The organism is Pseudoalteromonas sp. BSi20429, assembly GCF_000238895.1.
Classification (GTDB): Bacteria; Pseudomonadota; Gammaproteobacteria; order Enterobacterales; family Alteromonadaceae; genus Pseudoalteromonas; species Pseudoalteromonas arctica.
Map to the genome: position 1 here is coordinate 133,560 of NZ_BADV01000015.1, position 12,279 is coordinate 145,838.

Consider the following 12,279-nt stretch of genomic DNA (forward strand, 5'->3'; position numbering starts at 1 on the left):
TAACCACTGCATTATTTAAAAAACATAATTTTATTTGGAATAAGTAAACTCAATTTTTGTGTTATTTCCTGAGTGCTCATTTAGTGTAATACTGCTCACTTGCTTAGCAGTTTCACATAAAATAAAATCACTAAATAATTGCTGTAGCATCGCTTCTTTTGGTGTTAACTGTGTGCAACTGTCTTGCATTTTAGCAATATCAAAACGTGTTTCCAGCGCACTCATATTTACGCTAAGTAAGTCACTCAGTAACCCTACAAATTGCTCGCTACCAGGTTGTGGTATTAACTCACCATTAGTATTTTGTGCAAGCACTTTGCCGTTTTCTATTATGAGCATACTCTCAACAGGCATTTTCACTTGCCAAATGAGCTTTTCATCAATTAACGAAAAAACACCCGACGAAATAAAAGGCTTAGCAAATCCATTAAATTGCTTATATTGCTTAAACTCACCTTTAATAACTGCTGCATTTACTACAGAGCAAAACAGTAAAAAGCTAATGGCTATGCTCAATGTAAAACATTTTAAAAAATTCATTTAATCGCCTATAAAATAAAAATTTAATTCAAAACCGCTTTTAACTTATTAAATAAAATAGCGGGTGATTCAAATTGCATTTCTTTGGAGCTAACCTCAACCGCAACTTGCGTGGTTGAGGCTTTAGTAAGGCGCTTATTAGTTAGCGAGTCAGTGATTACGTAATCAATCCGTAGTCTATTCTCGTATTCTTTTAAATAAGCCGCTACTTTAATTTTTTGAGTAAATACTGCTGAGGCGACATACTTTATTTGCATATCAACAATAGGCCACGCGTAGCCCGATTCATGCATTTGTGGGTAATCATAATCAAATAAACGCAGTAACTCGCAGCGCGCTACTTCTAAGTAACGTGGGTAGTTACCATGCCATACAACATTCATTGGATCGCAGTCATGAAATGGAATTTCAATTTCTACAACATGCGTTAATAATGCACCTTTACTATTCATACAACGCCCAACGTTTAGTTTGAATATACCCTATTGTTTGCCTTAGCACGGCTTCCATTGGTCTATCCTCAGTCAGGTTTTCAAAGTAATCAGTTATATCGGTATACATGTTTTGCATATCTTGCGTTAAAGTCGAAAACTCAAGATCGCCTTGTTTTATACGCAATCTAACACCTTGAATACTTGCTAATAACGTACTTGCTAACACTTGTTCTGTTAGCTGTAAAATACGTAAACAATCGCGAGACGCAATAGTCCCCATACTCACTTTATCTTGATTATGACACTCTGTAGAGCGAGAAAAAACGCTGGCCGGCATGGTTAGCTTTAATGCTTCAGCAGTGTAAGCACTACAGCCAATTTGAACCGCTTTAAAACCATGATTAATATAACGGCGCTCTGGTGCACTATCAGACAAGTTTGAAGGTAGCCCATTGTTGTACTTAGTATCAACCAAAGAAGCGATTTGTCTGTCTGCTAAATCAGCAAGGTTTGCAACGGCTGTTTTCATGCTATCCATTGCCATTGCAATGTGGCCTCCGTAAAAATGCCCGCCGTGTAATACATGCTCACCTTGGCCGTCAATTATTGGGTTATCGTTTGCTGAGTTAAGCTCGTTTTCTATCATATGCCTAAAAAACGGAAGACTGTCTTGCAGCACACCAATAACATGGGGTGCACAACGGATTGAATACCTATCTTGAAGTCTGTCTGCATTACGAGGGTGATCGTGATGGTTTAAATCTTCTCTTATCCAACGTGCAATTTGTTGCTGCCCAGGATGTGGCTTAACTGAAAATAATATCTCATCAAAATGATGGCTATTTCCTTTAAGCGCTAAACTTGATAATGCAGTAATACGGCTCGCCAGTTTAGCTAAGTAATTAGCCCTATCAAACGCTAAACACGCTAATGCAGTCATTACCGCTGTGCCATTCATAACGGCAAGACCTTCTTTTGGCCTTAGTGTTAGTGGTTCTAAGCCAACTTCTTTCATAACTTCAGCACTGTTACGTACTTGGTCTTTGTAAAACACATCACGCTCGCCTACCATCGCACCTGCAACGTAAGATAACGGTGTTAAATCGCCACTGGCACCTACTGACCCTTCTTGCGGGATCACAGGCACTATATCGTTATTTAAGTAATCTTTAAGTAGGTGCAGCATTTCCCAGCTAATACCAGAGTAGCCCTGTGAAAGTGATGTTAAGCGGGTCGCTAAAATTGCACGCCCTTGCACTTTATTAAATATATCCCCTAGTCCACAGCCGTGAAAGCGAGTTAAATGCAGAGGTAATTCATCAACTAAATCAAGGGGTACAGCAACCGTTACAGAATCACCGTAACCAGTAGTAACGCCGTAAATCACGCCATCTTCTTTTAAAAGTGTGTCTAAAAAACGCAAAGCGCTATTAATTTTAACGCTAAAAGTTTCACAGCTATTTAATTGCACTTGTGTTTCATTAAAGGCAACTCGAACAATATCTTCAATTGATAATCGCTGATTGCCAAAAAGCTGTATATTTTGTTCAGTCACACTTGTTCTCCATTGATTGATCGCGCACTACCTGCTGATCACTTTTCCAAAAATCGTAAAAATTAAACCACTGATAAGGATATAAAGCTGCGTAATAACTCAAACGCTGTGCATAGTCAGTAATAATAAGTGTTAGCGCCTGCTGTCGCTCTCGTCGAGGCATTTTTAATGACTGGCTGTAATGTTCAAATATCACTTGATACTTTTTGCTTTTTTTATCTTTTAAACAAAACAAAAAGTAAACAGGGCAATCAAGCAGCGCGGCTAATATAAAAGGCCCCTGTGAAAATGGGGCATTTTTGCCTAAAAACGGTACCTGTACCGACCGAGAAGCCGTTGTTGTGCTTGTTCTGTCACCAACAATAACGATTATTTCTCCCTGCTCTACTTTTTCTTTTAGTAAAATAGCTAAGTCAGGCCCCATATCAGTCACTTGTATTAAATTAACCGACACATCTGGGTTAATCTTTTTAAGCATTTTATTAAATTCAACAGCGTGATGGGTAAACACCAGTACATTTATTTTTTTACTGCTGCGGTGCTGGCTAAGTGCCCTGCACACCTCTAAATTACCCAAGTGGGAACCTATAAAAATAGCCCCTTGATTATGCTCATCTAGCTCAGCAAATAAATGCTCATTAGTGTATTTAATATCACGTTGGGTTATTCGCCCAAGCCAAGCATCAATTTTATCTAATGCGCTATCTGCAAAACTGCAAAAGTGCGTTAATTGCATTTTAAACGTAACAGGTTGTTTGCAGTCTTGGTAAACATTAACTTGCTCTAAAAACACTTTAGATGCTACACGCGCTACTTTTCCTGTTAAAAAAAGATAAAAAACGACAGGAAACAAAACAATCCACAGCCCTTTTCTACCCAGTAATTTATGAGCAAATAACAGTATTTGAATACCTAAGAAATTACCGCGCTCTTGCATTTTAGACCAGTGTTTAGCGGCCATAACGCCTCTTTAATTTATGCCAAATTAACACAGGAGAGCGAATCAACATTCCAAAAAACAAGCGGGTGTGTAACCACGAAATACGCACGTTATCGTGTAATGGCTGAAAATGAGAAAGCCCATTTTCGGGGTAAATTACTTGGCTAGGTAAAAATACAAAAGGCACATTGCGCCAATATAAACGCACTAAAATTTCGGGGTCAAAATCCATGCGTTTTCCAAGCGATACCTCATCAATTAGCTTTGTACTTTGCTCAAGCGGATACACTCTAAAGCCACACATCGAATCTACAATTGTAAAACTTAACGTTTCAATCCATACCCAAACATGCGTTAAATAACGTGCTAAATAACGGTGTTTAGGCACTGAATCGTCATATATTGGGCAACAGCTTATAAGCGCTTTAGGCTGAGCGTTTGAAAGCGCTATTAGTTTTTTAATATCAGATAAGTCATGCTGCCCATCAGCATCAACCTGTATCGCATGCGAAAAACCTAGCTTATGCGCCTGCTTTAAGCCTGTCTGTACCGCGCCGCCTTTACCTTGATTATCGTCGTGGGCAACTACACTCAACTGCGCGTATTTTGCATCAAGCTTACTGAACACATTTTTAGCTTCGACGTTGCTTGCGTCATCAACCATAATAATAGGAAGATTAAATGACGATAGTTGGCTCAGTACATCATCAATAACCGTAATGTGATTATAATTTGGGATAACAATACAAAAGTTATTCATTTATCAGGCTATCAAAAACAACACGGCCAGATGCATGCTGTCCTTTATTTGAATTATACGAAAAGGTATATTTATTCTCTGACTTTTGCTCAAGCAATAATTCGATTGTTATACCTGGGGTAATCACTACCTGAAATTTTAATACTTCAACATTTTTAACAGGTTGCTGAACATTATAATATTTACAAATTGCAGCTACAGCCCAGTCTAATTGCACAACACCTGCGAGTATTGGGCCATCCGTAAAATGTCCTTTGAAATAATCTAAATCATGAGGAACTAGTAAGCTTAATTTATACTTTTGCTCTGCTTTTTCACAAGACAGTAAATCAGGCTGTGTTTTAGTCAACTTTTGCAAAAAGACTCTCCAATGCTTTTAAATTTAACTTTGCCTGTGAGTTGTATGGTAATTGATCTACAAAACGCCACTTTTTAGGGATACAAATTCGCTCAAAGCGCGCTAATGCATGCGCTTTTAATAAATTATTTGTAGCTAACTTACCGTCACCATTAAAAAACATCTGCCCTTTATGCGTAAGCACAACAATAGCGCCTACAATTAATCGCTCACCAGGCAAGGCGATTACTTTAGCTTCACTTACCCACTCACTAGTACACAAATGTTGTTCTAGCTCATCTAAACTTAATCGTTTTTCTTCTAATTTTATAATTCGATCGAATCGGCCTAATAATCTAAATTGACCATTTTTAAGTACTTCGCCTCTATCATCTAAAGGGTAATTTTTGTCGCGAACGAGCGGTGAGTTTAAAATTAAACGCTGATCGTCCAAAGCCCGTACTTTAATACCCGAAAATGGCTGCCAAAGGCTAACCTTTTCAAGTGAAGTAACTTGTCGATATGCAATACCACCGGTTTCGGTACTACCAAAAACTTGTGTAACTGGTTTATTTAATTGCGTAAACAACGATACAGCATCTTCGTTTAATAGCGGTCCACCTGATGAGAAAATCCATTGTAAATGAGACTTATCATCCACTAAAACATTATCAATACATAACCGTTTTAACTGCGCTGGGCTTGAAACAAACACTACTTTTTTAAATAACTTGAGCTTTGTAGCTATATGTTCTGGGTAATGCAATAGTTCTGTATTAACAACCTTTCCTGCACGTAATGGCCACAATAATCTAAACAATAAGCCGTATATATGCTGATGCGAAACACTCGCTATAAAAATAGGATTATCAATCAGTGCGTAGCTATTAATTAATGTACTTAATTCTTTATTTATTACCTGCCACGTTTTTACAATTGGCTTTGCTTTACCCGACGAGCCCGACGTGTAAAAAACAATTGTGCCTTCTTGAGGCCATTTAATTGTTTCAATAGATACAAAGTGAGGTTGATTGACTAAGGAGCCTATATCTAGAAAATCAGCCTCTAAATCGGCTACTAATTCAGACTCACCAATAAAAAAAGGTGTTTGTTTAAGCAAGGAGTTTAACGTTGCAGGTTGCCCATTAGGCGGCAAAATCACTGTGTTTCCATGTAGTGCCAAAGCAAATAAGTACACGGCAAATTTGTAGGTGTCTGTGGTGTATAAAACAACCGATGATTTAGCATTTAACGTTGATAGCTTTGCTAAAACTTCGTTTATATCACTAACAAACTGACGCTCCGAAATATCATTATCAGTATGATTAAAACATGTTCTTATCGCATTACTTTGAAAAGCATTAAACACCGGCGTTCCTTTTTACTTTTTGTCTGACTAGCCACTCTATAGCAAACAATGTGCCCATAGCTAAGTAAGCAATAAAACCATTATAAAAAGCCCAGGTTTCTAGGCTACTAAAAATACTGGTGTACAGGGCAATGCCACCGTTTAATACAAAAAAACACACCACACTAGCGTTATTTTTTTTGTATAAATTACACCGTTTTCATCAAGTGAGGGCTCAGTAATGCGCGCAAAGGTTTCAATAATAGAAGGCCCTTTATACAAAGAATACGCAAACACAACTAACATAACTAAATTAATGATTACGGGATATAAACGCAGCCCTAAATCGCTATCCATTACCTTGGAAATCAAAATAGTAATGGCTGCTAAAAATGTAGCGGGCTTTAACCACGGCATTTTATCAAACAAGGCTCTGCTTAACCAAAGTCTAAGCCCGAGTAAAAATAGCAGTAATACTGTAATAATCAGACTATTAAAACGCGTAAGGCCTACGTACACAATAATAGGGTAGCAAGCCAAGCAAATCATAATTAACGTTGTTAAAACTGCTTTTAACATAGTATTAGTTAACTAACTTTTCTATTTCGGTGACTATGTCTTGCACTGTGCGCACAAGCTTAAAGGCATCAGGCTCAATTTTTTTACCTGTGATTTCTCTTAATTTCACAACTAAGTCAACTGCATCAATACTGTCTAAATCAAGATCTTGGTACAGGTTAGCCTCTAAGCTAATATCTTCTGGGTCTATTTCAAATTCGTTTTCTAAAATGCCGTGTAATACATCATAAATTTCAGCAGCGGTTTTCATCTTTCTTCCTACTTTTATATATTAAGAACGTGCTTGTTCAATAAATTTTGCTAAAGAATTAACTGAGGCAAAGTGCGCTTTAGTTTGATCAGAGTTTGCATCTATTTTCACATCAAATTGCTTCTTTATCGCAAGGCCAAGCTCTAATGCATCTATGCTGTCTAGTCCTAGGCCATCTACAAATAAAGCGTCATCATCTTGTATGTCAGCAGTGGTCATGTCTTCAAGGTCAAGGCTTGAGATAATCAGTTGTTTTATTTGTTCTTTTAATTCGCTCATATATTTTTTAGCTCTTGTGTAAAATAATGTTGTAAATCTTTAGTCAATTGGCGTGATTGCATCGCAGGCATATCGCTGTCGTACGTTGCACAATTAAACTGCTGGCTCGCAAGCCCCATTGTAAAATGCGCCTGATATGGCGCGACCTTATACCAAGGTGTGCCTTTGGTTAAAGTGTTTGGCTTCATTTTAATTAAAAAAGTAGTAATGGGCGCATGACATCTAATTGCAATATTTGCAGCGCCTCGTTTAAACTTTAATGTTTTGTGAGGCTCTGTCCGTGTCCCTTCAGGAAATACAATTAAGTTATTACCCTTTTGCAAACTGCGCTCGCATTCTCGTAATAGCTCCTGCGGATCGTCATTACTTATATAGCCGGTGCTTTTAATAACGCCGCGCATAAAAGGATTTTTAAATAAATGCGCCTTTACTACGCAATCTGCATTTTTTACTACCGAAATTAAAACAACAACATCAATTAAAGAAGGATGGTTTGCTAATATCAGTTGCCCTTTTAAGCTTTCAATTTTTGCTTTATCGTTGACATGAAATCGAATAACGCCCGTTACATGCATTAAACTAACAAACCATTTGAAGCTGTAATGTACTGTCTTTCGAGCCTTAATCTTTTGTTTAACTGAGTCACTTTGAAATAGGCGCTGAGCAGGAAAAACAATAAAGGCTAATACTAAACCACCAACCCCAAAAACTGAAAAGCAAAATGCAGTAGCAATAATCCGCCAAATCAACCCACATAACCTTTGTACATTTTTAAGCATGGTATGTAAGCTGCCAATCGTGCTCAAGCGTGTTATGAACAAGTAATATATTGCTTCGCTCATACAAAGCCTTAGCGCATTGAATACTCATTGGTAAGTCGCTTTTTTCGATGCCCGTATTAAATACTTTGTTTAAACTAAAATGGGGTTCGCCTTTTTGCGGCGCTCTTATTATTAAACCAATAGAGTGTGCTATTTGCTGTTCATCGGCGTACTGAGCGTAAATATCAGGGAGAGTCTCGTCGGTATGAACTATTAACATGTGTTGCTGATCGTTATCAGCAAGTCTTACAAAGCCATCTACGAGTGCATAAATAAAGCTTTCGGCTCCTGCAGCTATAGCATTTGTAGCACTTGTATTACCCTGTATTATCCCAAAAAGCCCCGATGCGGCATTATGCACACTTAACCCAAAACCAGTGGGCGACAGTGGCTGATCATTTACTACATCAATAAGTAAGTTAGACGTTTTGTGAAAATCACCGTGGCGAGAAGAAAAAACACTCGGTAAATTAACATAGTTACCTTGAGTGCTTACTTGATGAGCACTAAAGAGTGCCATTTTAATAAAGGAAGTCATTCGGCGTCGCTGCATAGCAGGCACCCAACTAAGATTTAATACGGAGGAATCAAACCAATTACTCTCTTTTATTTGTCGCTGTTCGGGCTTTATCCATATAGCGAGTTCTTCAACAACAAATTTCACAGCTCTGCATATTTTATAAGATATAAGGGAAGGAATTTTACCGATTTTAGCAATAGAAGTAAATAATCATTAACAAAAAGCACTGAACTAACACTTTGTTCAGCGCTTGCTCATATTGCTAGGAAAGGAGGGCTATATCGTCCTGCTTTATACACTTAGCTGTGCCGCCAACAACATCGTTGTTATTCAACTCATTAATTAATACTTCGCCTTGAGCTTGCTGCTCATCACTAAGCGGTAGATACGGTAATCTAAATACAGGGTTTACTGCACCTGTCATCATCAACGCGGTATTAATAGCAATGGGGTTTGGTTCACAGAACAACCAGTTCATTAATGGTTGTAATGATGTATTTAACTCATCATTTTTAGTATCCATTAACTGACGGAATAACCCAGGTATTAAGTTAGAAGTAACCGAGATAACACCGTGCGCTTTATGTGTGTGGCGCGCATCGTGACTTTCATCATCGTTACCCGACCAACATGCAATACCTTGTTGTTCATAATGGGCAATACGTTCATTACCGCCACACTCTTTTACACCAATAAAATATTCATGTTTAGCGAGTGGCTCAATAATATCAGGTGTTAGGTCTTGACCTGTTCGCCCTGCTACGTTGTAAATAAAGGCAGGTCCAATATCAAGTACGCGCTTAAAGTGCTCTTTAACACCCGCAATAGACGTACGTCCGTAATATGGATTAATTTGCAGTGCTGCATCCATACCGCTGGCAAAGCCATATTTAGTTGCTTTAATCGCTTCACGGGTGTTGTTACTACCGGTATTACCGACAATAACCAGTTTGTCACCATACTTGTTTGCACTGTGCGCTATAAGCATTAAATGCTCTTCCCAGTTCATTAACTGGCCTTCGCCTGTTGTGCCACCAACTACAATGCCGTCAACGCCTGCTGCAATTTGTATTTCGACGAGTTCATCGTACTTTGCTAGGTCTATTTCACCGTTTGCTAAGTATGGCGTTTTAATAGCTGTAATAAGGCTTGCTTGTTTAATTTTCTCTAGGGTGCGCATAAAAAATCATTATTTATAAAACTTGCGCTATTTGTAACATAATTGCCGGTACTTTTGGAGGTGTAAGCCTACATTTAATTATAAAATTTCTTGTGTTATTAAGTTTGGTAATACAAAATGAACAACTGTATATATGAACAGTATTTTATTTTTAACGATACCAGAGGCTTTATGCGTTTATCTGACTACTTAGCAACTCATTTTTATAACACCGATGAACTGTGCCAAGCATTAAATATAGATGCAGATACACTTTTAGCTTGGCAAGAGCGAAGTGTTTTCCCCAAACCAAGTTACTGTATTAAAAGTCAACTTAGCTGCAGCTCATATTCAGGTTTGTATGAATGCGAAGAGTATGACGACTATTACCCGCGCGGCTGTGTTAATTGGGGTCAAGGTCTTTTAAAACAAAAAATAGAATCATCAAGCCATGCTTTTAATTATTTTGCACAGCAATATACTGCAAGCCTAACTAAACTCGCTCAGCAAGGATTTACGTTTAGCGAAGAGCTATTTGGCTGCGAAATAGACGAGCACTTGCAGCAAATTTGGCAACAGTTTTTATGCAGTAAGTACGGCGTGCTTACTCAAAATGGATTAATAGACGAAATAGTCTCGGTAGATATTGGCAGGCTATTAGTTGACGACATTACAGAACTGCGCAGTAAAGCGAGCTTAAACCAAGAAGAAAGAGCGCTACTGCACCCCGCCATGAAGCTTTTAAACAAAGCATTAGGGCATGGCGCCGATCATGAAAAACAACACACATTACGCACCCGCTATATAGATGCACTTATTTTAAAATACGACTTATCTATAAAATAGTTTTGCAATAGTTTGATTATTTATCATTTTAGGATTATTTTACGAAAAACAAGATCTGTTAACTTAATTGTTACGTAAAACATGATTTAAAGGCACTGACTCAATGACAATCAAAACAAAAATAAGTGTAATTTCTGCTGTAATCACTATCCTATCTTTTAATACGCTAGCTAAAGCTAACCACGAAATAGCAAATGACGACATAATAAAAATGCAGCGTGCAGCACTTGCTAAAAACACTGCGAATAAAGGCTTTGGCCCACAATCTCCACGCAATATTGATAATTATAAAGGCGAAAACACCGTAGTTTTCTCTCATGCCCCAACTTCATCAAATATGAACTTATGTAATATACACTTTCATAAAAATGCTGAACATGCCGGTGGCGAGTTTAGTAAATATGCCGGAAATGGTAATGGAAAAGGCTTTAAAAGTGGCTACTTATATTCAGGCTCTTTAACTAAAAGTGAAAGTAAACCAGCAAAAATTGAAATTTGTCCAAGCGATCACGGCGCGCTTTTAGTTGGCGATACCATTGAGGTTCATAACGTTCATACGTCAGCAATTGTAAAACCAGGCCCTACCTTGGGTAGCTGTTTAAGTGATTCGATTAAAAATCCGCAACTACGTGTTGAAGCTCAAGTATATGTATTAGTAAACGATGCTAACGCACTTGATTTTGCTCAAATAAGCTCCGTGTCATCTGTTAATGGTTACTATCAAGCTATTGCTACACCTACAAATACGGGTAAATCGGTTGTTTATAGCGGTTCAACTACTGGTCCTAGTTACAACGAGGCAGGCTCTCCTTTTCAAGTAACATGGTCAGTTAAACCAAAAGTAGCAAAGGTTGATATAAACAGTGTTGGCAAATGGTGTGAAAGTAACACCTTTAATGAAGATCATGCCCACGGCGTACGAAATCTCGTAATAAATCCTGCATTACTCTCTAAAATAAAATAATTAAAATTTAGCCTAATAAAACAACCCACGAATTAGTGGGTTGTTTTATTATGACCGTTAAAATGAGTATTACGCTTAATGGGATAAAAATGTCACATCAAATGTATTTAAATCTTTATATGTAATACATGTTTGCTCATTAGTATTAAGCTCAACAACACCACAGTAAGAACCAGTTATAAACACTTGCCCTGCTTTTAAATTAATTCCCTTTGCTGATAAGTAATTAACCGCCCAATAAAGTGGAAGCTGCGCAAGCTCTGCAGGGTGCACACCTGCCAAGTTTAACTCCAGCTCAGTTTGCTTAACGTTGATATTTACAGTACTTGCGTTATACGCTTTGGCTTTATCTATTTGCGGGCCTAAATACACGCCTTGATTAGATAGGCCATCGGCCAGCTTTTCAATGTGAGTGCTTGGAGTGTCTTCATCAAACCTTTTTTGAATAAGCTCAAGTGCTAAATGGGCGCTGGCAAATGCAGTATCTACGTCTTCATTTGTATAGGTTTTATTACTTGGTAAATCGCTTTGCAAAATAAATGCAATTTCTGGTTCTATCAGCGCTTTGTTGTTTGTTGTATACAGTGGGCAATTTTCAGCTTGTTTTATAGGTGCATGTAAAAGAGGCGCTAATATAATTGAGCCATCATCTAAAGGCAGCATACACTTCCAGCCATATACAGTTTGATCATTTAAGTAAATCATCAACTTTTGTACTTCTATTGCATCGTCAGTCGTATCTAGTACTAACTCTTTAGGAAAGTTTGAACGTGCTGGGTTTTCTTCTCTTTGTGCTAATAAGTGAGTAGCAATTAGTTTTAGTTGTATTGAGTTGTTCACATAAATCTCTTTAAAATACGTTACTGGTTAAGCAGTAAATAGGAAGGGTTATATTATTAATGTATTAGCTTAGGCATTAGAACATCATGTTAAATGCCTATAATTAA

Annotated in this window: 16 protein-coding genes; 2 read left to right on the plus strand and 14 right to left on the minus strand. The window is 37.7% G+C overall.

The window, feature by feature from the left end; translation table 11 throughout:
• Nucleotides 1-30 precede the first annotated feature (30 nt).
• From P20429_RS16160 to dapA, 13 genes are all read right to left on the minus strand, one after another.
• Entirely contained in the window at nt 31-540 is a 510-nt protein-coding gene (locus P20429_RS16160; protein ID WP_007580810.1) for an outer membrane lipoprotein carrier protein LolA, read from the minus strand.
• 23 nt (nt 541-563) lie between these two features.
• The gene (locus tag P20429_RS16155; protein WP_007580812.1) at nt 564-992 is read right to left on the minus strand and encodes a thioesterase family protein; all 429 of its coding nucleotides are present in this window, start codon (nt 990-992) and stop codon (nt 564-566) included.
• Complete coding sequence (hutH, locus tag P20429_RS16150) at nt 985-2,529, minus strand: histidine ammonia-lyase (protein ID WP_007580814.1); 1,545 nt, start codon at nt 2,527-2,529, stop codon at nt 985-987. The genes P20429_RS16155 and hutH overlap by 8 nt, the downstream gene beginning before the upstream one ends.
• Nucleotides 2,522-3,490, minus strand: a complete 969-nt coding sequence (locus P20429_RS16145; protein ID WP_007580816.1) for an acyltransferase — start codon at nt 3,488-3,490, stop codon at nt 2,522-2,524. Before P20429_RS16145 ends, hutH begins: the two co-directional genes overlap by 8 nt.
• Nucleotides 3,480-4,229 (minus strand): glycosyltransferase family 2 protein, encoded by a 750-nt coding sequence (locus P20429_RS16140; RefSeq protein WP_007580819.1) that lies wholly within the window; start codon nt 4,227-4,229, stop codon nt 3,480-3,482. Before P20429_RS16140 ends, P20429_RS16145 begins: the two co-directional genes overlap by 11 nt.
• The gene (locus P20429_RS16135; RefSeq protein ID WP_007580821.1) at nt 4,222-4,587 is read right to left on the minus strand and encodes a thioester dehydrase; all 366 of its coding nucleotides are present in this window, start codon (nt 4,585-4,587) and stop codon (nt 4,222-4,224) included. The genes P20429_RS16140 and P20429_RS16135 overlap by 8 nt, the downstream gene beginning before the upstream one ends.
• Complete coding sequence (locus tag P20429_RS16130; RefSeq protein ID WP_007580823.1) at nt 4,571-5,935, minus strand: AMP-binding protein; 1,365 nt, start codon at nt 5,933-5,935, stop codon at nt 4,571-4,573. Before P20429_RS16130 ends, P20429_RS16135 begins: the two co-directional genes overlap by 17 nt.
• Before the next feature lie 141 nt (nt 5,936-6,076).
• On the minus strand, nt 6,077-6,493 hold the full coding sequence (locus tag P20429_RS19180) for a hypothetical protein (RefSeq protein ID WP_007580828.1): 417 nt from the start codon (nt 6,491-6,493) through the stop codon (nt 6,077-6,079).
• 4 nt (nt 6,494-6,497) lie between these two features.
• Entirely contained in the window at nt 6,498-6,743 is a 246-nt protein-coding gene (locus P20429_RS16125; protein ID WP_002958648.1) for an acyl carrier protein, read from the minus strand.
• Between the two features lie 21 nt (nt 6,744-6,764).
• The gene (locus tag P20429_RS16120) at nt 6,765-7,022 is read right to left on the minus strand and encodes a phosphopantetheine-binding protein (protein ID WP_007580830.1); all 258 of its coding nucleotides are present in this window, start codon (nt 7,020-7,022) and stop codon (nt 6,765-6,767) included.
• Nucleotides 7,019-7,801: a 1-acyl-sn-glycerol-3-phosphate acyltransferase gene (locus P20429_RS16115; RefSeq protein ID WP_033026297.1), complete on the minus strand. Its 783-nt coding sequence runs from the start codon at nt 7,799-7,801 to the stop codon at nt 7,019-7,021. The genes P20429_RS16120 and P20429_RS16115 overlap by 4 nt, the downstream gene beginning before the upstream one ends.
• Nucleotides 7,794-8,507, minus strand: coding sequence for a beta-ketoacyl synthase chain length factor (locus tag P20429_RS16110; RefSeq protein WP_193371813.1), 714 nt, complete (start codon nt 8,505-8,507; stop codon nt 7,794-7,796). The genes P20429_RS16115 and P20429_RS16110 overlap by 8 nt, the downstream gene beginning before the upstream one ends.
• 118 nt (nt 8,508-8,625) lie before the next feature.
• A complete protein-coding gene (gene dapA, locus P20429_RS16105) occupies nt 8,626-9,543 on the minus strand; it encodes a 4-hydroxy-tetrahydrodipicolinate synthase (RefSeq protein ID WP_007580836.1) in 918 nt (305 codons plus the stop codon).
• 171 nt (nt 9,544-9,714) lie between these two features.
• Between dapA and P20429_RS16100 the strand changes: the two genes are divergently transcribed.
• Nucleotides 9,715-10,368, plus strand: coding sequence for a DUF6058 family natural product biosynthesis protein (locus P20429_RS16100; protein ID WP_024591738.1), 654 nt, complete (start codon nt 9,715-9,717; stop codon nt 10,366-10,368).
• Between the two features lie 103 nt (nt 10,369-10,471).
• Nucleotides 10,472-11,332 (plus strand): delta-class carbonic anhydrase, encoded by an 861-nt coding sequence (locus tag P20429_RS16095; protein WP_007580841.1) that lies wholly within the window; start codon nt 10,472-10,474, stop codon nt 11,330-11,332.
• 75 nt (nt 11,333-11,407) lie between these two features.
• On the opposite strand, the gene P20429_RS16090 is transcribed toward P20429_RS16095, so the two are convergent.
• Complete coding sequence (locus P20429_RS16090) at nt 11,408-12,172, minus strand: 2-keto-4-pentenoate hydratase (RefSeq protein ID WP_007580843.1); 765 nt, start codon at nt 12,170-12,172, stop codon at nt 11,408-11,410.
• Nucleotides 12,173-12,279: the final 107 nt, after the last annotated feature.

Bases quoted from the DNA above. Each gene is read 5' to 3' on its own strand.
- P20429_RS16160 (WP_007580810.1), bottom strand. From the start codon at position 540: ATGAATTTTTTAAAATGTTTTACATTGAGCATAGCCATTAGCTTTTTA.
- P20429_RS16155 (WP_007580812.1), bottom strand. From the start codon at position 992: ATGAATAGTAAAGGTGCATTATTAACGCATGTTGTAGAAATTGAAATT.
- P20429_RS16145 (WP_007580816.1), bottom strand. From the start codon at position 3,490: ATGGCCGCTAAACACTGGTCTAAAATGCAAGAGCGCGGTAATTTCTTA.
- P20429_RS16140 (WP_007580819.1), bottom strand. From the start codon at position 4,229: ATGAATAACTTTTGTATTGTTATCCCAAATTATAATCACATTACGGTT.
- P20429_RS19180 (WP_007580828.1), bottom strand. From the start codon at position 6,493: ATGTTAAAAGCAGTTTTAACAACGTTAATTATGATTTGCTTGGCTTGC.
- P20429_RS16125 (WP_002958648.1), bottom strand. From the start codon at position 6,743: ATGAAAACCGCTGCTGAAATTTATGATGTATTACACGGCATTTTAGAA.
- P20429_RS16120 (WP_007580830.1), bottom strand. From the start codon at position 7,022: ATGAGCGAATTAAAAGAACAAATAAAACAACTGATTATCTCAAGCCTT.
- P20429_RS16115 (WP_033026297.1), bottom strand. From the start codon at position 7,801: ATGCTTAAAAATGTACAAAGGTTATGTGGGTTGATTTGGCGGATTATT.
- dapA (WP_007580836.1), bottom strand. From the start codon at position 9,543: ATGCGCACCCTAGAGAAAATTAAACAAGCAAGCCTTATTACAGCTATT.
- P20429_RS16100 (WP_024591738.1), top strand. From the start codon at position 9,715: ATGCGTTTATCTGACTACTTAGCAACTCATTTTTATAACACCGATGAA.
- P20429_RS16095 (WP_007580841.1), top strand. From the start codon at position 10,472: ATGACAATCAAAACAAAAATAAGTGTAATTTCTGCTGTAATCACTATC.